Annotated in this window: 22 protein-coding genes and 1 pseudogene; 12 read left to right on the forward strand and 11 right to left on the reverse strand. The window is 67.5% G+C overall.

What is annotated here, in order from left to right; translation table 11 throughout:
- Positions 1 to 16 precede the first annotated feature (16 nt).
- The 4 genes from CLV29_RS03960 to CLV29_RS03975 form a co-directional block, all read right to left on the reverse strand.
- Positions 17 to 883, reverse strand: a complete 867-nt coding sequence (locus tag CLV29_RS03960) for an amino acid ABC transporter permease (RefSeq protein WP_133753741.1) — start codon at positions 881 to 883, stop codon at positions 17 to 19.
- Entirely contained in the window at positions 880 to 1,563 is a 684-nt protein-coding gene (locus tag CLV29_RS03965; RefSeq protein ID WP_133753742.1) for an amino acid ABC transporter permease, read from the reverse strand. Before CLV29_RS03965 ends, CLV29_RS03960 begins: the two co-directional genes overlap by 4 nt.
- A gap of 89 nt (positions 1,564 to 1,652) precedes the next feature.
- On the reverse strand, positions 1,653 to 2,507 hold the full coding sequence (locus tag CLV29_RS03970) for a glutamate ABC transporter substrate-binding protein (protein WP_133753743.1): 855 nt from the start codon (positions 2,505 to 2,507) through the stop codon (positions 1,653 to 1,655).
- A gap of 97 nt (positions 2,508 to 2,604) precedes the next feature.
- On the reverse strand, positions 2,605 to 3,369 hold the full coding sequence (locus tag CLV29_RS03975; RefSeq protein WP_133753744.1) for an amino acid ABC transporter ATP-binding protein: 765 nt from the start codon (positions 3,367 to 3,369) through the stop codon (positions 2,605 to 2,607).
- Positions 3,370 to 3,461: 92 nt separating this feature from the next.
- Here CLV29_RS03975 and miaB point away from each other — a divergent pair, with 92 nt between their 5' ends.
- Positions 3,462 to 4,994, forward strand: a complete 1,533-nt coding sequence (gene miaB, locus CLV29_RS03980) for a tRNA (N6-isopentenyl adenosine(37)-C2)-methylthiotransferase MiaB (protein ID WP_133753745.1) — start codon at positions 3,462 to 3,464, stop codon at positions 4,992 to 4,994.
- 85 nt (positions 4,995 to 5,079) lie between these two features.
- Positions 5,080 to 6,612 carry a hypothetical protein gene (locus tag CLV29_RS03985; protein WP_133753746.1) on the forward strand — a complete coding sequence of 511 codons (1,533 nt, stop codon included), beginning with the start codon at positions 5,080 to 5,082 and terminating at the stop codon, positions 6,610 to 6,612.
- A gap of 154 nt (positions 6,613 to 6,766) precedes the next feature.
- Here the strand turns inward: CLV29_RS03985 and CLV29_RS03990 are convergent, their stop codons facing one another.
- Positions 6,767 to 6,961 (reverse strand): antitoxin, encoded by a 195-nt coding sequence (locus CLV29_RS03990; RefSeq protein ID WP_133753747.1) that lies wholly within the window; start codon positions 6,959 to 6,961, stop codon positions 6,767 to 6,769.
- Between the two features lie 116 nt (positions 6,962 to 7,077).
- Here CLV29_RS03990 and miaA point away from each other — a divergent pair, with 116 nt between their 5' ends.
- The 4 genes from miaA to CLV29_RS04010 all read left to right on the forward strand — a co-directional run bounded on the left by miaA (position 7,078) and on the right by CLV29_RS04010 (position 12,872).
- Complete coding sequence (miaA, locus tag CLV29_RS03995; protein ID WP_133753748.1) at positions 7,078 to 8,016, forward strand: tRNA (adenosine(37)-N6)-dimethylallyltransferase MiaA; 939 nt, start codon at positions 7,078 to 7,080, stop codon at positions 8,014 to 8,016.
- A complete protein-coding gene (gene dapF / locus CLV29_RS04000) occupies positions 8,009 to 8,836 on the forward strand; it encodes a diaminopimelate epimerase (protein WP_133753749.1) in 828 nt (275 codons plus the stop codon). The genes miaA and dapF overlap by 8 nt, the downstream gene beginning before the upstream one ends.
- A 416-nt stretch (positions 8,837 to 9,252) precedes the next feature.
- A complete protein-coding gene (hflX, locus tag CLV29_RS04005) occupies positions 9,253 to 10,776 on the forward strand; it encodes a GTPase HflX (protein WP_392508525.1) in 1,524 nt (507 codons plus the stop codon).
- Between the two features lie 83 nt (positions 10,777 to 10,859).
- Positions 10,860 to 12,872, forward strand: a complete 2,013-nt coding sequence (locus tag CLV29_RS04010; RefSeq protein WP_279586450.1) for an ATP-dependent DNA helicase — start codon at positions 10,860 to 10,862, stop codon at positions 12,870 to 12,872.
- Between the two features lie 55 nt (positions 12,873 to 12,927).
- On the opposite strand, the gene CLV29_RS16670 is transcribed toward CLV29_RS04010, so the two are convergent.
- The 4 genes and pseudogenes from CLV29_RS16670 to lexA form a co-directional block, all read right to left on the reverse strand.
- Positions 12,928 to 13,209, reverse strand: coding sequence for a helix-turn-helix domain-containing protein (locus CLV29_RS16670; protein WP_243831862.1), 282 nt, complete (start codon positions 13,207 to 13,209; stop codon positions 12,928 to 12,930).
- Positions 13,210 to 13,395: 186 nt separating this feature from the next.
- Positions 13,396 to 13,884 (reverse strand): annotated as a pseudogene (locus tag CLV29_RS16675) (DJ-1/PfpI family protein); the annotation flags it as partial.
- The gene (locus CLV29_RS04020) at positions 13,877 to 14,452 is read right to left on the reverse strand and encodes a cysteine hydrolase family protein (protein WP_133753751.1); all 576 of its coding nucleotides are present in this window, start codon (positions 14,450 to 14,452) and stop codon (positions 13,877 to 13,879) included. The gene CLV29_RS04020 and the pseudogene CLV29_RS16675, both read right to left, overlap by 8 nt.
- 174 nt (positions 14,453 to 14,626) lie before the next feature.
- Positions 14,627 to 15,355, reverse strand: a complete 729-nt coding sequence (gene lexA, locus CLV29_RS04025) for a transcriptional repressor LexA (protein WP_133753752.1) — start codon at positions 15,353 to 15,355, stop codon at positions 14,627 to 14,629.
- 449 nt (positions 15,356 to 15,804) lie between these two features.
- Between lexA and CLV29_RS04030 the strand changes: the two genes are divergently transcribed.
- Positions 15,805 to 16,362: a hypothetical protein gene (locus CLV29_RS04030; RefSeq protein ID WP_133753753.1), complete on the forward strand. Its 558-nt coding sequence runs from the start codon at positions 15,805 to 15,807 to the stop codon at positions 16,360 to 16,362.
- Positions 16,363 to 16,653: 291 nt separating this feature from the next.
- On the opposite strand, the gene CLV29_RS16680 is transcribed toward CLV29_RS04030, so the two are convergent.
- On the reverse strand, positions 16,654 to 18,117 hold the full coding sequence (locus tag CLV29_RS16680) for a DUF805 domain-containing protein (protein WP_133753754.1): 1,464 nt from the start codon (positions 18,115 to 18,117) through the stop codon (positions 16,654 to 16,656).
- A 72-nt stretch (positions 18,118 to 18,189) separates the two neighbouring features.
- Here CLV29_RS16680 and CLV29_RS04040 point away from each other — a divergent pair, with 72 nt between their 5' ends.
- A complete protein-coding gene (locus CLV29_RS04040) occupies positions 18,190 to 18,618 on the forward strand; it encodes a DUF2752 domain-containing protein (RefSeq protein ID WP_166649120.1) in 429 nt (142 codons plus the stop codon).
- Positions 18,619 to 18,680: 62 nt separating this feature from the next.
- Positions 18,681 to 19,133 (forward strand): transcriptional regulator NrdR, encoded by a 453-nt coding sequence (nrdR, locus tag CLV29_RS04045; protein ID WP_133753756.1) that lies wholly within the window; start codon positions 18,681 to 18,683, stop codon positions 19,131 to 19,133.
- A gap of 46 nt (positions 19,134 to 19,179) precedes the next feature.
- Here the strand turns inward: nrdR and CLV29_RS04050 are convergent, their stop codons facing one another.
- Positions 19,180 to 19,689, reverse strand: a complete 510-nt coding sequence (locus tag CLV29_RS04050; RefSeq protein WP_133753757.1) for a ferritin — start codon at positions 19,687 to 19,689, stop codon at positions 19,180 to 19,182.
- Between the two features lie 118 nt (positions 19,690 to 19,807).
- On the opposite strand from CLV29_RS04050, the gene CLV29_RS04055 reads away from it, so the two are divergent.
- From CLV29_RS04055 to CLV29_RS04065, 3 genes are all read left to right on the forward strand, one after another.
- A complete protein-coding gene (locus tag CLV29_RS04055; protein ID WP_133753758.1) occupies positions 19,808 to 20,830 on the forward strand; it encodes a hydroxymethylglutaryl-CoA lyase in 1,023 nt (340 codons plus the stop codon).
- A gap of 86 nt (positions 20,831 to 20,916) precedes the next feature.
- Positions 20,917 to 21,834: a T3SS (YopN, CesT) and YbjN peptide-binding chaperone 1 gene (locus CLV29_RS04060; RefSeq protein WP_243831710.1), complete on the forward strand. Its 918-nt coding sequence runs from the start codon at positions 20,917 to 20,919 to the stop codon at positions 21,832 to 21,834.
- A 9-nt stretch (positions 21,835 to 21,843) separates the two neighbouring features.
- Positions 21,844 to 22,770: a universal stress protein gene (locus CLV29_RS04065; protein WP_133753759.1), complete on the forward strand. Its 927-nt coding sequence runs from the start codon at positions 21,844 to 21,846 to the stop codon at positions 22,768 to 22,770.
- Positions 22,771 to 22,778 lie beyond the last annotated feature (8 nt).

Raw genomic sequence — 22,778 nt, forward strand, 5'->3', positions numbered from 1 at the left:
CTGATCGGGGCTCGGGTCAGCGTGCCGGATCCGCGACAACACCCGCCGCGGGGGCGATCGGTCCGGCGGTCGGGCTGCGTCGACCGCGGCTCAGCCGCTTCTGGATCAACTGGGCGATGCTGGTGAGCGCGAAGTTCAACACGATCATGATTGCGGCAGCGACCAGGAACGACGCGACCAGGTTGCCCTGGACGGTGGCGAAGATCCGCATGCTCTGCAGCAGTTCCTGGTAGGTGATGATGTAGCCCAGCGCGGTGTCCTTCAAGATCACCACCAACTGGTTCAGCAGTGCCGGCAACATCGATGCGATCGCCTGCGGCAGCAGCACCGAACGCAGTACCTGGCCCTCGGTCAGCCCCACCATCAGCCCGGCCTCGCGCTGTCCGCGCGGCAGGGAGTGGACGCCGGACCGTACCAGTTCGGCGATCACGGTGGAGTTGTAGAACACCAGGCCCAGGACCACACCGGCCATCGGCAGGTAGACACCCTGCAGAATGCCCAGCGGCCCGAGCATGCTGTAGAAGAAGACCATCAGCACCAGCACCGGCACACTGCGGAAGAACTCGACGAAGATCCCGCAGGGAACCGAGATCGCCCGGAGTTGGGACAGCCGGCCCATGCCGAGCAGTACCCCGAAGATCAACGACAGCACCACGGCCAGCAGCGCTGCCTGCAAGGTGTTCAACAGTCCGGGGAGCACGTAGTAGACCCAGGTGTCGGACTCGGCGAACGGCGCCCACTTGCTCGGGCCGAGCTGGGAACGCATCAACCACAGCAGACTGGCCACGACCGCCACGGCCAGCACGACCGCGACCACGCCGAGGACGACATTGATCACCCGGCCCTTGGGGCCCGGCTCGTCGAAGAGAACGGGGCGGCTCATCGGCGTACCGCCAATCGCTGGGAGAGGCTGGTGAACAGGTAGCCGACCGGCAGCGTGAGGATCACGAAGCCGACCGCGATGATCAGGAAGCTGACGATGCCCAGGTCGGGCCGGAACTCGATCATGCCTGCCAGCGACACCGACGGACCGGCGACACCGATCGCGGCGGCGACGGTGGTGTTCTTGATCAGGGCGACCATGGCATTGCCCAGCGGAGCCAGGGCGCCGCGCAGGGCCTGGGGCAGGATCACCTGCACCAGTGAGGGGACGAAGGACAGGCCGATCGCTCGCGCGGCCTCGGCCTGGCCGAGGTCGACGGTGTTCACACCCGAGCGCAGGGCCTCGCAGATGTAGGCCGCGTGATACAGGGTGAGACCGAGCCAGGCCCAGAAGAAGATGTTCCAGGCCAGCGGGGCCATCCGTCCCAACGGATAGACCGGCACGGTGATCGCGATACCGACGTAGAGCAGCACGACCAGGAAGGTCAGCGGGGTGTTGCGGAAGAGGAAGATGTAGATCGACCCGATGGCACGCATCGCCGAGGACGGTGACACCCGCATGACGGCGATCACCAGGCCGAGGATCGACGATCCGATGATCGTGGTGACCGCCAGTTGGATGGTCACCCAGAAGGCTTGAAGGACATCGAACCTTGTCAGAACCTCGATGAGGTCGTCCATCTATCCATCCCTAGGTCATGGCTGCGGGCTGCGACCGAGCCGGGTCGCAACCCGCAGCCGAGTTGGTGTGGGTCAGAGCCGCCGACGGCTCAGACGCAGGGCTCGAACTCGGTGGGCGGGTTGAACTCCGGGTTCGGGGTGAAGCCGGACTGGCCCACCGTCTCGTCCAGAGCCGTCTGCCAGGCGCCGGAATCGATCATGCTGGTGATCGCATCGTCGATCCTGGTGCAGAGCTCGGTGTCGCCCTTCTTGATGCCGACGCCGTAACGCTCCTCGCTGAACGGCTGGCCGACGACCTTCAGCTGACCCTCGTACTGCGGCTGGGCGGCGAAACCGGCCAGGATCACGTCGTCGGTGGTCACCGCATCGACGCCACCGGCAGCCAGCTGGGTGACACAGGTTGCGTAGTCGGGGAACTCCTGCAGTTCGATCTCGGTGCCGTACTCCTCCTGCACGTTCTCTGCCGAGGTGGAGCCGGAGACCGAGCACAGACGCTTGCCCGGCAACGACTCCGGGCCGGTGATGCTGGTGTCATCGGCCCGGACCAGCAGGTCCTGGCCGGCGACGAAGTACGGCCCGGCGAAGGAGACGCGCTCCTGGCGTGCCTCGGTGATCGAATAGGTCGCGAAGATCATGTCCACCTGACCGTTCTCGATTAGGTCCTCACGCTGAGCCGACGGGGCGGACACGAACTCCACATCGCTGTAGCCGAGTTCATTGGCCACGTACTGGGCGACCTCGACATCGAATCCGGTGAACTCCGCACCCTCCTGCAGGCCCAGACCCGGCTGGTCGAACTTGATGCCGATACGGATCGACTCGCCGCCGCTGTCACCGCCGGTGTCACCGCCCGGGGCCTGACCGGCCTGGTTCGCGCAGGCGCTCATCGCCAGCACCAGTGCAGAGGTCGCAGCCGCGACGCCCGCGAGTTTCGTGATCTTCATTGGTCTCCTCCGTGGATTCCTGGGTAGGGGATCGATGTGGATTGTCGGGTGGGTTCGGTGGGGATGCGAGCCCGAGATGGACGGACTCGCAGAGTTGTCAGTGGGAGAGGATCTTCCCGAGGAAGTCCTTCGCCCGGGAAGATTTCGGATTGGTGAAGAACGATTCCGGATCGCTCTCCTCGACGATCTGACCGTCGGCCATGAAGACCACCCGGTTGGCGGCCTTGCGGGCGAAACCCATCTCGTGGGTGACCACGACCATGGTCATACCGCCCTTGGCGAGGTCGACCATGACGTCCAGCACCTCGTTCACCATCTCCGGGTCCAGCGCCGAGGTGGGCTCGTCGAACAAGATCACCTTCGGGTCCATCGCCAGCGCCCGGGCGATCGCCACCCGCTGCTGCTGGCCACCGGACAACTGGGCGGGAAGCTTCGAGGCCTGCGAGTCGATGCCGACCCGGCGCAACAGTTCCATCGCCCGCTCCCGGGCAGCGGCCGGCTTCTGCTTGCGTACCTTGATCGGCCCGAGGGTGACGTTGTCCAGGATCGTCTTGTGGGCGAACAGGTTGAACGACTGGAACACCATGCCCACATCGGCGCGAAGCTTCGCCAGGGCCTTGCCCTCGGCGGGCAAGTCCTTGCCGTCGACGGTGATCCGGCCGTCGTCGATGGTCTCCAGCCGGTTGATCGCCCGGCACAGGGTCGACTTGCCCGAACCCGAGGGGCCGATCACGACGACCACCTCACCCCGGTTGATGGTCAGATTGATGTTCTGCAGTACGTGCAGCTCGCCGAAGTGCTTGTTCACATCTTCGAGCACGACGAGCGGTTCGCCGGCTACATGGTCGGGCTCGGAGGTCATGCGCCTGACGATAGGGCAGGAGTTCGGGACCTTGGGCGGCAAAACGGTTGAGATTCGATTACGTTCCGTCGGCGGCGTACGATTTTCCCGCCATGACGAACACCGCCACCGCATCCCCGCAGCTCACCGGCGACCAGCCGCATCGCACCTATCAGGTGCGTACCTACGGCTGCCAGATGAACGTGCACGATTCGGAGCGGATCGGTGGCCTGCTCGAGCAGGCAGGTTATGCCCCGGCGGCCGAGGGTGACGACGCCGATGTGGTGGTCTTCAACACCTGTGCGGTACGGGAGAACGCCGACAACCGGCTCTACGGCAATCTCGGACACCTGCTGCCGACCAAACAGGCACGACCCGGGATGCAGATCGCCGTCGGTGGATGCCTGGCCCAGAAGGACCGGGAGACGATCACCAGGAAGGCGCCGTGGGTCGACGTGGTGTTCGGCACCCACAACGTCGGCTCGCTGCCGGTGCTGCTGGAGCGCGCCCGGATCGCCGAGGAGTCGCAGGTCGAGATCGTCGAGGCGTTGCAGACCTTCCCGTCCAACCTGCCCACCCGCCGCGATTCGGCCTACGCGGCCTGGGTCTCGATCAGCGTCGGCTGCAACAACACCTGCACCTTCTGCATCGTGCCCGCACTGCGCGGCAAGGAGACCGACCGGCGCCCCGGTGAGATCCTCGCCGAGATCGAGGCACTGGTCGCCGAAGGGGTGCAGGAGATCACCCTGCTGGGACAGAACGTCAACGCCTACGGTGTCGAGTTCGGTGACCGACAGGCATTCGCGAAACTGCTGCGGGCCTGTGGTGGGATCGACGGCCTGGAGCGGGTGCGTTTCACCTCCCCGCATCCGAAGGACTTCACCTCCGACGTGATCGCGGCCATGGCCGAGACCCCGAACGTGATGCCGCAGTTGCACATGCCCCTGCAATCGGGTTCCTCGGCGGTGCTGAAGGCGATGCGTCGCTCGTACCGGCAGGAGAAGTTCCTGCGGATCATCGACGAGGTACGCCAGGCGATGCCGCAGGCAGCGATCACGACCGACATCATCGTCGGATTCCCCGGGGAGACCGATGCGGATTTCGAGGAGACGATGAAGGTCGCCGAGGCGGCGCGGTTCTCCTCGGCCTTCACCTTCCAGTACTCCAAGCGGCCCGGTACGCCGGCGGCCACGATGGACAACCAGGTGCCGAAGGCTGTGGTGCAGGAACGTTACGAACGACTGGTCGCCCGGCTGGACGAGATCGCCTGGGAGGAGAACAAGCGACTGCTCGGCCAGCAGGTCGAGGTGATGTTCGCCGACGGTGAGGGACGCAAGGACGCCGCCACCGATCGGATGTCGGGCCGGGCCCGGGACAACCGGCTGGTGCACGTCGCCGTACCGGCCGATCCGGGGCTTCGCCCGCGGCCCGGTGACATCGCCCTGGCCACCGTCACCCATGCCGCGCCGCACCATCTGACCGCCGACGGCGAGTTCAGCGGGCTTCGGCGGACCCGTGGTGGCGACGCCTGGCAGGCCCGCACCGAGCAGCCGGCGACCAGTCGTGCGGTCGGCCTCGGTATGCCCGGTCTCGGCAAGCCGGCCGCGGCTCCGGCCCCGACCGGCCCCGGCTGCCAGACCTGCTGAACAGCGTCGGCGTCCAGGGATCGGTCGGACCGCCCCCTGACCGCTGCGGATGCCGGTGACCCGATGCCGGGCCAGACTGCAGCGCATGGGAAACGACTACTGGGAGCATCGACGCCTGCGCCGAGACATCGAGTCGGTGCAGGCCGAGGCCGAGGCGGCGAACAGCCGCGCGTTGCACCTGCGCAGCGAGCTGTCCCAGCTCCGGGGCAGCCTCGAACAGCGGATCACCGCCATCGGCAGGGCATTCGACGCCTATGTCGAGCTCGGCGATCTTCGCGAGCAACTGGCCGCGTTCCCCGACACCACCACAGCCAGACAGCAGGCGGCACGCGCCGTGCTCGCACTGGCCGACCGGCGCACCCCCGAGCCGCTCGACCACGGCGACGGTGACTACTGGCTGACCTATGCCACCAACGCGCTGATCGCCCGATCCACCGGAGCTGTCGACGCCGAGGGTGAACGACGGGCGACCGACCTCGGCGGAGCCGAGTTCGAGCTCTACTGGGTGGCCGCCTGCGGCGGGGCCGGTCTGGGTGAACATGTCGGCGAACGGTTGTCGGCCGCACTGGCCGGTGACGGTGAGTTCAGCGCCACCCAGCGCACCATCTTCGAGCACCTGCTGCTGGGTGGTTACGGCCGATCCGTACCGATCGAGACCCTGCGGGCGAACATCGCCGGGGAGTCACCGCAACTGTGGCGGGACTGGATCATCGGGCTTGCCGACACCGATGAGGGACGATTGGGGAGGTTGCAGCAGCTCGCCGATCCCGGACAGCGGCTGACCGAGGCGGCGAAACCACAGGTACGTCGGTTCGGAGCGCCGAACGCGACGGTCGGGGAACTGGACCCGGCTGCGGTCGTCGATCGGTTGCAGCGGGCGTGCGCCGAACTGATCTCCAACGGGTTCGGCGAGGAGGCCCCGATCCTGATGCGGATCCGGGAACTGCGCTGGACCGTCGAGCACCCCGACCAGTCGCCCGACGACCGGCAGGTGGAGCGGTTCGCGGTCGGGCCGCTGCTCCGTACCGCACTGACCTCGCCGCGAACCGACCCGTGGATCCGTGCCCAACTGGTGCACATCGCCGACGACCGGATCGCCGCCTGGATGGAGTCGGTGGCAGCGTCGCCCGATCCGCAACCGTCGAGCATCCGGTTGAACCGTGGTGGGTCGGTGACGGTCACCGCAGCGGGCGCCGACCCTGCCGAACTGGCGACCGCGCGCCGACGACTGGCCGAGTCGGTGCCCCGGTCGCGGCGATGGCCGCTGATTGCGATCGGTGTACTGCTGGTCGGCGCGGTGCTGTGCTTCGCGCTCGATCTGGTCGCCCTGGCCGTCGTCCTGCTGCTGGCGCTTGCCGGGGTCGGAGTCCAGGCGGTGCTGGCCGAGCGGGCCCGCCGGCAGAGCGCCGAGCAGATCAGCGTGGTGATCGGCGAACTGGACCCGCTGATCGCCGAGAGCGTGGACAAGTGCCGGGCCCAGGATGCGGCGGAGATCGAGCAGCGGCGACGTACCGGCGAGTTGCTCGAGAAGCTGCGTCCGGTGTTCGGTGAGCGCGGGGAGTCCGGTGTGGGTGGGGAGTCCGGCGTCGGCGCGCGGACCGGATCCTCCCGGGTGTGAGCGTCAGGCAGGCGCGAGCGCCCGGGTCGGAGTGCTTGGGTGTGAGTGCCTGGAGTGGGAGTGGCTCGGGTGTGGGCACTAGGGGGTGAGTGTCAGGACATGAGAAGGGGTGCCGGGAGATCCCGGCACCCCTTCGATCAAACCCTGGTCGGTCTCACTCCGGCTTCGGCTCACCCTCGCCCGGCTGTCCGCCGAACTGATCCTTGGCGAAGTCCTGGGCCTGGTCCACCTGGCCCTCGTACTTGCTGCCGGTCTTCTGATCGACAGCGTCGCCGGCCTGGTCAATGCCCTGGTCGACCTTGTCGCTGTGCTCGGAAGCCAGATCCTTGGCCTTGTCGAAGATTCCCATCGTGGATTTCCTTCCGTTGGGTCCCGCCGCCCGTTCAGGCGGCGGTCTACCATGATGTCGTCTCGGCGGGCCGGTGCAAAGTGCCTTCGCCCGTTTTCGGAAAGGGATGGTTACTCGTGGGTCACCTGCGTCCGCCGCTGTGGGTCCTCAATGGCGCCACGGCCAGCGGAAAGAGCGGTCTGGCCATCGAATTGGCACAGCGGCTCGCGGCTGCGGGACAACCGGCAGAAATCGTGAATGCCGACTCGATGCTGGTCTACCGCGGGATGGACATCGGTACGGCCAAACCGACCGCGGACGAGCGCGCGGCCGTACCGCATCATCTGATCGACATCCACGACATCGAAGAACCGGCCGCAGTCGCCGACTTCCAGCAGCGCGCCCGGCAGGTGATCGAGTCCTGCCGCAGCCGTGGGGTGCTGCCGATCCTCGCCGGCGGGTCGGCACTGTACGTCCGGGCGATCATCGACGAGTTCGACTTCCCCGGCGCCGACCCGCAGGTACGGGCCCGCTGGGAGGAGGTCCTGGCCGAGCGTGGACCCGAGCACCTGCATGCCGAACTGGGCCGCCGTGCACCGCAGGCGGCCGCCCGGATCCTGCCCGGGAACGGCCGGCGGCTGGTCCGGGCGCTGGAGATCCACGAACTGACCGGCCAGGTCACCGCTGCGTTGCCGGAGCCGACCTATGCCCTCGACGCAGTCCGGCAGATCGGGATCGAGATCGAGCGGGACGCCCTGGATGCCCGGATCGAGGCGCGGGTCGAGCAGATGTGGGACCAGGGGTTCGTCGGGGAGGTCGAGGGCCTGGCGGCGCGTGGTCTTGCCGACACGCCCACCGCGGGCAAGGCGCTGGGATACCGCCAGGTGCTGGCGTACCTGCGTGGTGACCTGACCGAACGCCAGGCGAGCGAACGTACCGTCTCGGCGACCCGGCGATTCTCCCGCAAACAGTTCGGCTGGTTCCGTCGCGACCTGAGAATTCGCTGGTATCCGGCCCTCGATCCGCGATTGGCCGACCGAGTGTTGGCCGATGCGCAAGACTGGACGCATGCGTAACTGGCCATTCGCCAAAGGACACGGCACGCACAACGACTTCGTCATCATCAACGATCGGCACGGGATGTACGATCCCGACTCCGCCGACGTGCGTTTCCTCTGCGACCGGCACGGGGGCATCGGTGGCGACGGCGTGTTGCGTGTGGTCCGGGCCCGCTACGTCAAGGACTGGGACGGCGACCCGGATCTGTGGTTCATGGACTACCGCAATGCCGACGGTTCGATCGCCGAGATGTGCGGCAACGGGGTACGGGTGTTCGCCCGCTACCTGGTCGAGGAGGGGCTCGCCATGGGGGAGTCGCTGCCCATCGCCACCCGCGCCGGTCTGCGTACCGCTCGTTTCGTGCACCAGGACCAGGTCGCGGTCGAGATGGGACCGGTCGTCGTCAGGGACGCCGGGGTGAAGGTGGAGTTGGCCGGGGAACGCTGGCCGGCGCTGAGTGTCGACGTCGGCAATCCGCATGCCGTGGTCGAGGTCAGTGATCTGTCGACCCTCGACTTCTACTTCGCGCCGACCTGGTTCCCGTCGGAGGCCTTTCCCGAGGGCGTGAACGTCGAATTCGTCCGTTCGGTCGGCCCCGGCCACATCGCCATGCGGGTCTTCGAGCGGGGGGTCGGGGAGACCCAGTCGTGTGGCACCGGCACCGTGGCCGCAGCGGCCGCGGCGGCTCAGCGCGACGGCACCGGGATCACCCATTGGCGGGTGGACGTGCCCGGTGGGACGGTGCGGGTGGATCTTCGCCCCGATGGGTCCACCTTGACCGGCCCTGCCGTGATCGTCGCTCGGGGCGAGGTCTTCCTCCCCAATCAGTTCGACTGACTCCGGCTGTTCGACTGACTCCGGCTGTTCGACTGACTCCGGCTGTTCGACTGACTCCGGCTGTTCGACTGACTCCGGCCGCTGATCAGGTCGGCCGACATCCGATGCTGAGGTCTGGCTGCTGAGTTTCTGGGCATATCTGGTCGGTATTCGGTCACTGCTGCCGTATTTGGCAGCGATGGCCGAATAGCTACCCCAAATGCCGTGGGCCTTGGTTTGGGAGCTTGGTGCGGCGAGCGGGCACGGGCCTTGATGCGGCGAGCGGGCACGGGCCTCGGTGCGGGGGCTGGTCGCTCGGGCGGCCGCTAGTCCGTGGCCCCGCGGCAATCGAAGTCGTGTGATCCGGGCGGAAATCGCTGGTCGGTCTTGGAGGCGTGTGGGATTCTTGATCGAAGATGATGAACTTTGCTGCACATGTGACCGATGACGACCGTCGCGCCGATGCACGGCTCGACCCGGCCGATACCGAGCCCGCCGATGCGCTGCTCGACGACAGTGCCGGGACCGATGACTACGACAGCGTCGGGACCGATGACCACGACATCGCCGGGTCCGCTGACTACGACGGTGACCAGTTCGACCGGGAGGACCGGCATTCGCTGCGCCGCGTGGTCGGTATGTCCACCGAACTCGACGACATCACCGAGGTCGAGTATCGGCAACTGCTGCTCGAACGTGTCGTCCTGGTCAGTGTCTGGACCTCCGGCAGCCAGGTCGACGCCGACAATGCGATGGCCGAGTTGAAGTTGCTGGCCGAGACCGCGGGCTCCCAGGTCCTCGAAGGGCTGGTCCAACGACGCTCCAAGCCCGACGCCGCCACCTACATCGGCAGCGGCAAGGTGGCCGAGCTGCAGGAGGTGGTGGCCGCCACCGGCGCGGACACCGTGATCTGTGACGGTGAACTGAGCCCGGCCCAGCTCCGCAACCTGGAGGACCGGGTCAAGGTGAAGGTGATCGACCGGACGATGCTGATCCTGGACATCTTCGCCCAGCACGCGAAGAGCGTGGAGGGCAAGACCCAGGTCGAGCTGGCCCAGCTGAACTATCTCAAGCAGCGACTGCGTGGCTGGGGCGGGAACCTGTCCCGGCAGGTCGGTGGCCGTTCCTCCGGCGGTGTCGGTGTCGGTGGTCGAGGCCCCGGTGAGACGAAGCTGGAGACCGACCGTCGACGGATCAACCACCGGATCAGCCAGCTCCGGGCGAAGCTGCGCGAGATGGATGTCTCCCGGGCCACCAAGCGGGCCGAACGCGAACGCAATCGGGTGCCCTCGGTGGCCATCGTGGGCTACACCAATGCCGGCAAGTCCAGTTTGTTGAACCGGCTGACCGGTGCGGGCGTCCTGGTCGAGGATGCGCTGTTCGCGACCCTGGACCCGACCACCCGCCGCTCGGAGACCGACGACAGTCGGGTGTTCACGCTGACCGACACCGTCGGATTCGTCCGGCACCTGCCGCACGACCTGGTCGAGGCCTTCGCCTCCACCCTGGAGGAGTCGGCCAGTGCCGACCTGCTGCTGCACGTGGTCGACGGTTCCGACCCCGACCCGTTCGGTCAGATCAGCGCGGTGCGTACCGTGCTCTCCGACATCGGTGCGGCCACCCTGCCGGAACTGTTGGTGATCAACAAGACCGATGCCGCGGATCCGCAGACGCTGACCGCGCTGCGGACCGCGCACCCCGACGCGGTCTTCGTCTCCGCCCGCACCGGGGCTGGTGTCGAGGAGTTGCGCGAGCGGCTCTGGGCCGGGTTGCCCCGCCCCGAGATCGAGCTGTCGGCGCTGCTGCCCTACGAGCGTGGCGATCTGCTGAACAAGGTGCACCAGAGCGGCGAGCTGCTCCAGACCGAGCACACCGGTGAGGGCACGCGGGTCCGCGCCCGGGTGCATCCGGACCTGGCAGCCGAACTGGCCGACTACCGGACCGACGGTACGGCCGGCTGACGGCCGTCCTACGCCCAGGGGGTTTGTCCACAGTCGGCGCGCGCCGCAGCGATTCCCGGCCACGCGTCGCCTAGTCTTGTTCGGTGACCGGGGAGCCTGAGATCGCTGAACGCGCGCTGGAGATTCTCGACTCCGCCGTGGCCCGGATCGACGGTCGTGCCCGGGCCGGGCAGCGGCAGATGGTCGAGGCGGTCGCCGAAAGCCTCGACAGCGGACAGCACCTGCTGATCCAGGCCGGGACCGGAACCGGCAAGTCGCTCGGCTATCTCGCCCCGGTACTCGCCCACCTGACTGAGCACCCCGACCGCAGGATCGTCATCGCCACTGCCACCTTGGCGCTGCAGGCGCAGCTGGCCAAGGCCGACATCCCGGCGGCGGTGGAAGCGGCATCGAAGGTGTCCGGCCGCACACCGCGCCACGCGATCCTCAAGGGGCGCTCGAACTACGCCTGCCTGCTGCGGGCACGTGACGGTGGCACGGGGGATCAGACCGCGCTGTTCTCCGCCGCCGACCTGAGTGCGACCATCCCGCCGAAGGAGGCACCCAGTGAGCTGGGGGCGGAGGTGCTGGCGCTGCGGGAATGGGTCGAGGAACAGGCCGAGGTGGCGGGCCTGGCCGACCGTGACGATGCACCGAGTCACACCCAACGTGGTTGGGCACAGGTCTCGGTACCGGTCCGTGAGTGCCTGGGGGCGCAGCGCTGTCCCTACGGTGAGGAATGTTTCGTCGAACGCTCCCGCGAACAGGCCAGGCAGTCGCAACTGGTCGTCACCAACCATGCGCTGCTGGCGATCAACGCGATGCACGGCGGGACAGCCCTGCCCGAACACGACCAGTTGATCATCGACGAGGCCCATGAGCTGACTTCCCGGATCACCTCGGCGGCCTCGGCAGAGCTCTCGCCGACGCTGATCGAGCGGGTCGGCCGGAGGGTCGACAGCTACCTCGACGACGATCTGGCCGCTGACCTGATCGACACCGGGGAGGCGCTTCGCTCCGCGCTGGACCAGGCTCGGCCGGGGAGGGTGCTGAACGACAACGAGGCGGTGCCGATCGCCGCCGGTCAGGTACGCGACCTCGCGCGACAGGCGATGACGGCCATGTCGAAGGAGAAGGATCCCGATCCCGAACGGCGACAGGCGGCGGCGGCTGTCGCCGAGGTCTACGACATCGCCGAGCGGATTGCCGCGGTGGCCGATGCCGATGTCGTCTGGGTGACCGATTCCGAACGGTTCGGTCGCGATGTCCGCGTCGCCCCACTGTCGGTCGCCGGACTGCTCCGCTCGAAGGTGCTCTCCGAACACACCACCGTGCTGACCTCGGCGACCCTGAAACTCGGTGACAGCTACACCGCGATGGCCGGTTCGGTCGGGCTGGCTGCCGACGAACGAGGAGAGCGGCCCGGGGACGGGCTGTGGCGGGGGATCGACGTCGGTTCCCCCTTCGACTACTCGCGACAGGGCATCCTCTACACCGCCACCGATCTGCCGGCGCCGAGTAGGGAGGGGATCAGCCCCGCGTCCCTGGCCGAGGTGGCCGAGCTGGTCTGGGCGGCCGGTGGTCGTACCCTCGGGCTCTTCGCCTCCCAGCGTTCTGCCGAGGCAGCCGCGGTCCATGTGCGCAAGCAGTTGCCCGATTTCAGCATCCTTTGTCAGGGCGATGCCCACCTGGGCGAGCTGACCTCACGCTTCGCCGCCGAACCGCAGACCTCGCTGTTCGGCACCTTGTCGTTGTGGCAGGGGATCGACGTGCCCGGGGACACCTGCCAACTGGTGATCATCGAGAAGCTGCCGTTCCCGCGGCCGGACGACCCGCTGATGCAGGCGCGGCAGCAGGCGGTTTCGGAGAACGGTGGGAACGGGTTCATGAGTGTCGCCGCCACCCAAGCCGCTCTGCTGCTGGCCCAGGGTGCGGGCCGGTTGATCCGACGGGTGAGCGATCGCGGAGTGGTGGCGGTGTTGGACCCGCGGTTGGTGACCGCCAGGTACGGGTCGTTCCTGCGGTCGTCGATGCCGCCGATGTGGTCGACCAGGGACCGGGAGACGGTGATCAACGCGCTGCGTCGGCTGGCTGCGGCATCGGAGCAGGCTGCCTGAGTCTCCCGGCTGGAGTATCCCTGCGGGGGCGTCCCCGAGCGCCGGGAAAGCCGCCTCAATCCGGCCGCTGTCGCTCGGCTGACCGTAGCCGGCGCAACATCCGGGCATCGGCGAAGCCGACCTGCCGGGCGGCACTGTCGATGGAGACTCCTCGGGCGATCAGGCTCTGGGCATGTTCCAGCCTCAGCGTCTGTTGGTAACGCAGTGGGGTGGTGCCGGTGGCAGCCACGAACGCCCGGGTCAGCGTTCGCTCGCTGGTCGCTTCGGCACTGGCCAGAATCCGCAGGGGCAGTGTTCGGTCCAATTCGTACTCGATCCGATCCTGTACGCGGTGCACGAGATCATCCATGTGGTTGCGATGGATCAGCAGCGGGCTCAGTTGTGGGTCTCGGCCATTCCGCCGGGTGTAGACCACCATGTCGCGCGCGGCTGCTGCGGCGACCGACGGGCCATGAGCAACAGCGACCAGGTGGAGCGCAAGATCGATTCCACTGGCAATGCCGGCAGAGGTGATCACCCGATCATCGACGGTGAAGAGCACGTCGCGTACTACCTCTGCCGATGGATGGGTCCGTGCGAGCTCATCCTGCAGCTCGTGGTGGGTGGTGCATCGACGGTGATCGAGAAGTCCCGCCTGTCCGAGATCGAAGGCGCCGGAGCAAACACTGGCTATGGTCCCACCTGATCGGTGGTGCTCCCGAAGTCTGACCAACGCCTCGGCTGAAAGGGCAGCGGGGTTGGTGGTTCTGGCCGCCGTGGCTCGACCCGGAACGATGATCAGGTCCGCGGCACCCAAGGGCGGCCATTCATCGGTGGCCGCAAGATCGACTCCCTGGTCGGATCTGACCGTCGGGGAGCTGGCGACGTGCACCACCCGGTAGTCCGCACCGGCAGCGTTGGCCGACTGGAAGACCTGGGCCGGCCCGGCTAGATCAAGCAACACGAGCCCGGGCGTCAGGACGAACACGACTGTGATGGTCGCTGGCGCTCCCTTCAGGAGCTGGTCAGTCACCGTGCTCCAGTCGCAACAGGTCCTCGGTGTTCAGTACCTCGGCAAATCCTCGTTGCTGCAGGATTGCACCGGTCCTTCGGATCAGTTCCGTTCGGCCCACGATGCCGTACCGGTCGTCGACCAAATCGGAGGTGGTCGTTGCATCGAGGACGAAGGTGACTTCAAACCCGAGGTCGGAAGCCAACCTGGCCGTCGTTTCACAGCACTGTTCGGTCCGGACACCGGTGATCACCAATCGGCGGATTCCCCGTTGAACCAGCAACTGTTGTAGGCACGTTGTGGTGAACGAGTTGACCGAGGTCTTGGTCACCTGAGGCTCAGCGGAAGCCGGCCCGAGTTCGGTCACGACCTGGACGAACCCGCGGGCCGGGTCGAAGACCGTTCCCGAGTTCGGTTCGGAGTGGGTGATCCACACGATCAGGTCAGCGCGGACACGCGCCCAGTCCACCACTCTGGAGATGTTCGCCAAGGTCTCCTCCGGGCACATGGCCCTCCATTCGGATCTCCTCTGGCGAAACGACTCCTGAACGTCGATGACCAGTAGGGCAGTGTCTGTGCGATGGTTCACCCGTCCATCATCGGTCGCCCACGCCCACCCTGCCAGTCACCCCCAAGTCACGATGCGGAACGATCCGGTCATCAGGACGGAGGGGGTAAACGACTGACTGTCCGCTCGGAGACCACCTGGTTGCCGGTACGGACCCTCGGCACACGCCGCAGTAGACGCTGCGGACGGTCCGGCTCAGACCCGGCGCAGCACGGCGACGACCTTGCCGAGGATCGAGGCATGGGTGCCGTCGATCGGCTCGTAGGCCGGATTGTGCGGCATCAGCCAGACCTTGCCGTCACGGCGTTTGAAGGTCTTCACCGTGGCCTCGTCGTCGAGCAGTGCGGCCACGATGTCGCCGTTGACCGCATCGGGCTGCTGGCGGACGGCGACGAAGTCCCCGTCACAGATCGCCGCATCGATCATCGAGTCACCGGAGACCTGCAGCAGGAACAGGGTTCCCTCGCCGACCAGTTGACGGGGCAGTGGGAACACGTCCTCGACGCGTTCCTCGGCCAGGATCGGCCCGCCGGCCGCGATCCGGCCGACGATCGGTACCGAGACCGGCTCCGGCATCGCGTCAGCGATCCCGGTCACGTCCAGTTCCTCGGCATCGGTGCCGGGCAGCAGCACCTCGAGCGCCCGGGGACGGTTCGGGTCCCGCCGCAGGAAGCCCTTGTTCTCCAGCACCTTCAGCTGATGCGCCACCGACGAGGATGAGGCCAGGCCGACTGCCTGTCCCATCTCCCGGATGCTCGGCGGGTATCCGCGTCGGGTGACCGACTCCTGGACGACCTCGAGAATCTTCCGCTGCCGCGGGGTGAGGCCGTCGGCGTCGAGCTGCCCGTCCGGATCGGTGCCGAGTTGGTCGGCGATCGCTGCCGAGGTCGGTCGTCCCGCGCGCCGGGAGGTGGAGCCTGCCATGTCCCGAAGGCTAGGACACCTGAAGCCGGATTCAAACAACTGTTCGAGCGTGTCGAGGAGATTGCCTCAGATCGTCGACCTCCCGGGGCGGTGGACGAGCTGGCCGAGGAGCAGCCCGATCTGCAGCAGAACCGGATCCCGGGTCGGCAACGGTGTGTGGACGGTGTCACCCTCGGGTCCCTCCATGACGGGTCGCGGCCCGCGGGGAGCCGGCGCCGACCGCCACCATCAGGGCCGGTGACACCGGGGGTCTGGAACGAGTGTCAGAGCTCGGTGTTTGAGTGTGCTCGTGCTCGACCGAGAGGTCGGACAGAAGACATGTTTCGAACATTTGTGCGAAATGTCCTTGCTCTTGTCGGCGGGGACGGCTAGAAATGTATCGAACAGATGTTCGAGTCCGGTCGGGTGATTGGAATCAACCGCACGGACCACTTCCCACGGAGGTCATCATGGCAGCCAGCATTCTCGAGATTCCGTCGTCCGACGTGCTCCTCACCCGTCCCCGTCGGACTGCTCCCGACCTTCGGGTGGTCGAACTCGCTGACCGGGTGCAGGGAGGGGAGTTCAACCAGCTGATGCGCATTCCGCTGGCCGACCTGATGCGCGGCAATCCGTGCCCCGAGGCATCGCTGCCCAGTTCGGATCGGCGGGACGTCACGGCTGCCGGTACGTCCAAGGGTGTGTCGACAGCTGTTGCCGAGCAGACGGTCGGTGGGCCGTCGGTGCGGACCGCCGTCTCACCGTCCGCCCCGGTGACGCCGCGTCCGGTACGTCGGCGCCGCCGGTCCGGGCCGCATGCGCGACCGGTCGTCCGGGCACCGAAGGTGTCGGCGCGCGGCTGCACGGTCGGTCCGTCCGTTGCTGCCGTCAGCAGCAGCGGATGGCAGTTGACCGTCCGTGGACAGGTGCTGGTGATGGGTCTGATCGGGTTGATCGTCCTGGTCGCGATGGTCTGCATCGGGATGACCATCGGGGAGATCCTCACCTCTCCGGCCTACCTGCGCTGAGCCGCGGTGGGTCCTCGTCCTGCGGTCGGCTGCGGTCTGCCGCGCGCGAGGCCACGAGGCTAATGGATGCTGGATGCGCGTCCCACCACGTCGGCCGTGGGCGAGCGGCGCGACTGCCCATGCCGATGACTCGCCGACAACGAGGAGTCCGCATGGTAGTGAGGAGTCCGCGTGGCGGTGAAGAGTCAGTGCGCGCCGAGAGAGGGACGCCGCCGCAGTGAATGAGCGCCAGCGAGGCCGCGACCCATTGGTCACGGCCTCGCTCGTTTCGGTACTTGCTGCCGAATCAGGTCACCGGTCGAACCGGGCACCCTCGGGCTTCGAGTTCAGCGCCCAGAGGATGATCAGGACGATCGGCCCGAGGCCGCAGAGGAAGATCCCGATGTGGAGAAGCTGCCACAGACCGCTCAGGTTCGCATCATGGAGTCGGCGAGCACCGACGCCCAAGGTCGTCACCACCGCGCCTAGGTACAGCAGGGAGCTGACGAAGGTGGGCCATCCCGATGCCGAGTATCCGCCGTCAAGGGACACCGATCCGGTGCTGCTGCCGATGATCGAGATGAGGATCCCGAGCACCCAGTAGGCACCCCAGACAGCCAGGGCCACCCACCAGAACTCGCTGCGGCTGGCACGGCCGTCGAAGACGAACATCTTCTTCGTCCAGCGGCTCAGCGCGTCACCGAAGCCGATGCCGTACCACGGCTTGCTCAGGTCCTGCGGATCACCGGCAGGCTGCCCGGCAGCGGCGCCGTAGGCGGCGGGATAACCGCCGTAGCCGGCATTCGGGTCCTGTCGATAGCTGCCCGGTGCGCCATAGGCCGGTTCACCGTAGTTCTGTTGCTGGCCGTAGTCGCCCTGGCCGTAGGCCTGTTGCTGGCCGTAGTCGCCCTGGCCGTAGGCCTGTTGCTGGCCGTAGTCGCCCTGGCCGTAGTTCTGTTGCTGGCCGTAGTCGCCCTGGCCGTAGTTCTGTTGCTGGCCGTAGTCGCTCTGGCCGTAGTTCTGTTGCTGGCCGTAGTCGCTCTGGCCGTAGCTCTGTTGCTGGCCGTAATCGCCCTGACCATAGGTCGGTTGCTGGCCACCATCATCCTGGCCGGGCTGACCGAAGCTGCTCGGGTCCGACTGTCCATAGCTGGATGATCCGTACGCACCCGCTCCGCTCTCGGGTTGACCGGCCGAGCCGGGGCTGGACTGGTCCTGGCCGTAGGAGGGCGAGCCGTAGCTGGGGGTTCCGTAACCGGGGGTCTGTTCGGGTTGACCGGCCGAGCCGGGGCTGGACCGGTCCTGACCGTAGGAGGGCGAGCCGTAGCTGGGGGTTCCGTAACCGGGGGTCTGCTCGGGTTGACCAGCCGAGCCGGGGCTGGACTGGTCCTGACCGTAGGAGGACGAGCCGTAGCTGGGGGCCCCGTAGCCGGGGGTCTGTTCGGGCTGACCGTAGCTGGGGGAGCCGTAACCGGGGGTTTGTTCGGGTTGGCCGTAGCTGGGGGAGCCGTAGCCCTGCTGGCTGCTGTCCGCGCTGCCATAGCTGGGGGAGCCGTAACCGGGGGTCTGTTCGGGCTGGCCATAGCTCGGCGCGCCACCCTGTTCCTGCTGGGGTGATCCGTACCCTTGACCGAGGGTCTGATCCTGGTCGCTGTTGCCGTACCCACCCGATGGTGGTCCGTACGCCGGCGACTGACCGTAGGCCCCCGGCGGCGTCTGGTCGCCCTCGTTCTGTTCGGGATTCTCGGCCCGGTCGTCCGGGTTCTGCGTGCTCATCTCGCTCCTATGGATTGGGCTAGCCGGAGTCTAGGGGTTCGTGGTTCCACCTGTCAGGACCATACTGGGGTGGTGTTCACCCACCAGCGAACCGTCGCCGGGCGCCCGGAGCATGTCCTGCTTGCCCGGCGCGGGCTGACCCAGCTGGCGGTGTTCGGTGCCGTCGGGGTCGGTCTGAGCGCGGTCTACGCCGCTTTCGGGGTCGGGATTCCGTGCTGGTTCAAACTCCTGACGGGCTGGGAATGCCCATTCTGTGGCGCGACCCGCATGGGTGCGGCCCTCCTGGAGTTCGATCTGACCGGGGCATTCGCCTGGAATCCGCTGGTCTTCGTCGGCCTGATCGCGCTCGGGTTGCTGGGGCTGGTCTGGTTGATCGAATTGCGCCGACCACTGCCTCGCCCTCCGGGTTGGTCTGGGTTGCGTCGGCAACTCAGCAGGTACGGGCCGGCACTCATCGCTGCCGTACTGGTCGGTTACACACTGGTCCGCAACCTGACCTAGAATCCGCCCGGACGTCGCGCCCGCCCCGGGCGTGTCGTGACGCAGCACCCGAGGAGACGACGATGCACTGTCCGTACTGCCAGTACCCCGATTCGCGGGTGCTGGACTCGCGGACCGCCGAGGACGGTGCCAGCATTCGTCGGCGGCGGCAGTGCCCCCACTGTGACCGACGGTTCAGTACCGTCGAGCAGATCCAGATCGGGGTACGCAAACGCTCCGGTGTGGTCGAACCGTTCAACCGCGAGAAGGTCATCAGCGGAGTCCGCAAAGCCTGCAAGGGTCGGCCGGTCGACGAGGAGGACCTGGCTCGGCTGGGAGCGGCGGTGGAGGCTGCCCTGCGCGCATCCGGGCAGGCCGAGGTGAAGGCCGACGACGTCGGCCTGGCGATCCTCGGTCCCTTGCGAGATCTCGACCAGGTCGCCTATCTGCGATTCGCCAGCGTCTACCGGCAGTTCGACTCCGTGGACGACTTCGCCGCCGAGATCGAGACACTGCGGGCCCCGGCAGACGACTGAGCCGATCGCAGGCATCGGCCCCGAGCGCCTGCCGGGCCCGTCCAGGTCAGTCCTCGGTGGTGCCCGCCGGGCGGCGCCCCAACTCCTCGTCCAGCCGCAACAGGCCCGGGCCGTCGTCGTTGTTCATCTCGATCCGCCCGATGATCTCCCGGACCGTCGCCTCCTCCTCGATCTGCTCGGCCAGGAACCAGTCGAGCAGCGGGCGCGAATCCAGGTCACCGGCGTCGGCACACAGACGGCACAGATTCCGGATCGACTCCGAGACCTTCTCCTCGTGGGCGACGGCTGCCTTGAAGACGTCCAGCACCGAGTTGACGTCCAGCTTCGGCGCGGACACCGCCCCGATCTGCGGATGGTTGTCCCGGTCGGCGACGTGGTCGATGAACTTGTTGGCGTGGACGATCTCCTCGTCCGCCTGGTGGCGCAACCAGGCAGCCATCCCGGGCAGGTCCCGGATCTCCAGCTCGATCGCCATCTGCCGGTAGGCGATGGATGCCTCGAACTCGAGGGTGATCTGGTCGTTGAAGGCCTCGGTGAGGGCCGGCGTCAGCTTCATGGAGCCAACGCTACCCTGACCAATCCCCGCGCGGCAGGGTCGCAGCAGGCCGTTCCGCGCAGCAGTGCCGGGTACCGGTCCGGACAGCTTGGCGCCGACGGTGAGTACGCTGCGGTCCATGGTCGACGACGCCACCGCTGGAACCTCCCGGGCCACTGCCGGCCGGGGTGATCGAACCCTTTCCGGGGCCGGGACGCGCGCGCCGGCCGGAGGGCGGGCCCGGCTACCGGGTGTACAGACCGATTCGATCCGGATCGTCGAGGTGTCGGCCCGCGACGGGCTGCAGATCGAACCGACGATCGTTCCCACCCAGACCAAGGTGGACATGATCGGTCAGTTGGCCGCCGCCGGTCTGCGCACCATCGAGGCGACCTCTTTCGTCTCGCCGAAGTGGGTGCCGCAGTTGGCCGATGCGGCTCAGGTCCTGGCCCAGCTCGAGCCGGTCGCGCAATCCGGGGTCGATCTTCCCGTACTCGTACCGAACCAGCGCGGTCTCGATCGGGCGCTGGCCGCGGGAGCGCGGAGCATCGCGGTGTTCGCCTCCGCCACCGAATCCTTCGCCCAGCGCAACTGGAACTCCGATCTGGCCGGAGTGCTGGCCATGGCGAGCCCGGTGATCACCGAGGCCAAGCGCCGAGGCCTTCCGGTCCGGGGCTACCTCTCGATGTGCTGGGGTGACCCCTGGGAGGGGCCGACGGATCCGGCCCGGGTGGCCGAACTGGCCGCGCAGCTGATCCGGCTCGGCTGTGACGAGGTCAGCCTCGGGGACACCATCGGGGTGGCGACGGCCGGGGTGGTGGTCCGGTTGGTACGGGCGGTGGTCGAGGCCGGGGTCGAGGTGGACCGGATCGCGCTGCACTTCCACGACACCTACGGTCAGGCCGTGTCGAATGTGCAAGCCGGCCTCGGTGAGCAGGTACGTACCTTCGACGCCTCCGCCGGGGGTCTCGGAGGCTGTCCGTACGCCCAATCGGCCACGGGCAATCTGGCCACCGAGGACCTCGTCTGGTTCTGCGACGGCCTGGGTCTGCGGACAGGTGTCGACCTGGATCGGCTGGTCAGGCTCAGCGAGCAGCTGGCAGGCGTTCTCGGCCGTCCCTCGCCCTCGGCGGTGGTTCGGGCACTGGCCGGTGCCGACTGAGCGGCGGTGTCGATGCGCAGAAACCTGTGCTCTTTCCGCCGCCGCGGGTGGCAGCGTTTCGCCGACGAGTGCGCTAGGTTCGACGCGTGGGCGACTATGACGATTTCGATCTCGATCGCAGCACCCAACAATCCTGGGACGCGTTCACCGATCGGCTTGCCGAGGTGATCTCGATGATCGACGACACCGCTGATCTGGTGATCAGCAGTGTGGCGGTCAATGACGCCGACGAGGTCCCCTTCGTCCGCTTCCACTCACTCGACCGCGACACGGTCCGGGCCGAGGCGGCAAGCAATGCGCTGCTGGGTGAACACTTCCAGCTCACGCCTGCCGAACTGGCCGCCATGGAGGAGCTCGGGTGGCGCCCGCCGAGCAGCGACGGCCAGAATCCCACGGCGAACTTCTGGGTGGAGATGGAGCAGGAGCGGTCGCGGCAGTTGGCCGAGGTCTCCGTCGCTGCGCTGCGTGATGTCTACGGCATCATGCATCCGGTCTTCCTCGCCCCCGATCAGCTCGCCGAGATCCTCACCCCGCGACGTGAGCTCGGCGGGAGCACCGAATTCGACCTCGAGGACGTGGTGGCGATCGTCCCGGTGAACTTCGAGCACCTCGACGACATGGTCGCCGAGGAACTCGAGGACATGTTCGGGCACCCCCCGGTGCGCGACTCCGAGGGCGACTTCGCGATCCGCATCGGCTCGACCATGCTCTTCCTGCGTGCCTCGGACAACGCCCGGGAGGTGAAGCTCTTCGCCTCCGTCGTCCACGACGTGGAGGGCCGCTCGCGGGCGATGGAAGTCCTGAACGACCTGAACACCGAAGCGCGCGGAGTGAAGTTCATCCTGATCCGGGACCGGGTCTTCGCCACCATGACCGTGCTGGCACATCCCTTCGTCCGGGCCCATCTGCAGCAGGCAGTGCGCCACCTCGGTTCGGTGGCCGACAGCCTGGACACCGAACTGGCGACCAAGTTGCGCGGTCGCACCACCTTCGAAGAGTCATAGGAGCCAGCCATGCCCACCGAGTCGACCCCGGACAGGTCCCGGACCGGTGACGACGAGATCGTCAACGGCGCGGTGGTGGTCGGCGTGGACGGCTCCGAGGACAGCCTGCGGGCGGTCATGTACGCACTGCGCGAGGCCCGTCTGTGGGACCGTGAGCTGTTGATCGTGCATGCCGTCGACGACTCGATCCTGGTCGGGGCCTGGGGAGTGAGTTACGACCCGAGCGTGCTCGCCGAGGCAGGTACGGAGGTGGTCGAGCACTCCCGGGACTACGCCATCGAGCACGGTATGCCCGCCGACCGGGTGCGCTCGGAGGTGTTCCTCGGCAACCCGTCGGTGGTGATGGCCCGCCTCAGCGAGAACGCCTGGACAGTGGTCGTCGGCCGACGGGCCAAGAGCGGTCTGGAACGGTTGTTCGTCGGCTCCACCAGTGTCAGCCTGGCCAGCGCCTCGCAGTGTCCGATGATCATGGTCTCGGCCGCCACCAACCCGTCGAGGACCGGGGACAAGCACTTGGTGGGCGTCGGCATCGACAACACCGAACGCTCCCGCGAGGCACTTGCCTACGCCTTCACCGAGGCAGTGCGACGCAAGGCCGGGGTGCTCGCGGTGCATGCCTTCGAGGTGTCGCGACCGTTCTTCGCCGATGAGGCGCAGGTGGCGAAACGGGCCGCGGAACAGACCGAATCGGCCCGCCGGGGTGCTGCGGAACTGTTGGCTCCGTTCCTCGAGCAATATCCCGAGGTGCCGGTCGAGGTACGGGTGGAACGCAGCCATCCGGTCGACGAGTTGCTCGCCCGTACCCGCGAGGTCGACCTGCTGGTGCTGGGAGTCCAGGGCATCGGCGTTCCCGGGCTGTCGCCCGGCGGCACGATCCGGGCCGTGATGGCGCACGCCGAGGCGCCGCTGGCCCTGGTGCGGCACGCACGGCGCTGAACCTCCTC

Source organism: Naumannella halotolerans, assembly GCF_004364645.1.
GTDB lineage: Bacteria > Actinomycetota > Actinomycetes > Propionibacteriales > Propionibacteriaceae > Naumannella > Naumannella halotolerans.

Bases quoted from the DNA above. Each gene is read 5' to 3' on its own strand.
- CLV29_RS04050 (WP_133753757.1), bottom strand. From the start codon at position 19,689: ATGAAGCTGACGCCGGCCCTCACCGAGGCCTTCAACGACCAGATCACC.
- CLV29_RS04030 (WP_133753753.1), top strand. From the start codon at position 15,805: ATGGCAGCCAGCATTCTCGAGATTCCGTCGTCCGACGTGCTCCTCACC.
- nrdR (WP_133753756.1), top strand. From the start codon at position 18,681: ATGCACTGTCCGTACTGCCAGTACCCCGATTCGCGGGTGCTGGACTCG.
- CLV29_RS03975 (WP_133753744.1), bottom strand. From the start codon at position 3,369: ATGACCTCCGAGCCCGACCATGTAGCCGGCGAACCGCTCGTCGTGCTC.
- CLV29_RS03990 (WP_133753747.1), bottom strand. From the start codon at position 6,961: ATGGGAATCTTCGACAAGGCCAAGGATCTGGCTTCCGAGCACAGCGAC.
- CLV29_RS04055 (WP_133753758.1), top strand. From the start codon at position 19,808: ATGGTCGACGACGCCACCGCTGGAACCTCCCGGGCCACTGCCGGCCGG.
- CLV29_RS16680 (WP_133753754.1), bottom strand. From the start codon at position 18,117: ATGAGCACGCAGAACCCGGACGACCGGGCCGAGAATCCCGAACAGAAC.
- CLV29_RS03965 (WP_133753742.1), bottom strand. From the start codon at position 1,563: ATGGACGACCTCATCGAGGTTCTGACAAGGTTCGATGTCCTTCAAGCC.
- CLV29_RS03960 (WP_133753741.1), bottom strand. From the start codon at position 883: ATGAGCCGCCCCGTTCTCTTCGACGAGCCGGGCCCCAAGGGCCGGGTG.
- CLV29_RS03985 (WP_133753746.1), top strand. From the start codon at position 5,080: ATGGGAAACGACTACTGGGAGCATCGACGCCTGCGCCGAGACATCGAG.
- lexA (WP_133753752.1), bottom strand. From the start codon at position 15,355: ATGGCAGGCTCCACCTCCCGGCGCGCGGGACGACCGACCTCGGCAGCG.
- CLV29_RS03970 (WP_133753743.1), bottom strand. From the start codon at position 2,507: ATGAAGATCACGAAACTCGCGGGCGTCGCGGCTGCGACCTCTGCACTG.
- dapF (WP_133753749.1), top strand. From the start codon at position 8,009: ATGCGTAACTGGCCATTCGCCAAAGGACACGGCACGCACAACGACTTC.
- miaB (WP_133753745.1), top strand. From the start codon at position 3,462: ATGACGAACACCGCCACCGCATCCCCGCAGCTCACCGGCGACCAGCCG.
- CLV29_RS04065 (WP_133753759.1), top strand. From the start codon at position 21,844: ATGCCCACCGAGTCGACCCCGGACAGGTCCCGGACCGGTGACGACGAG.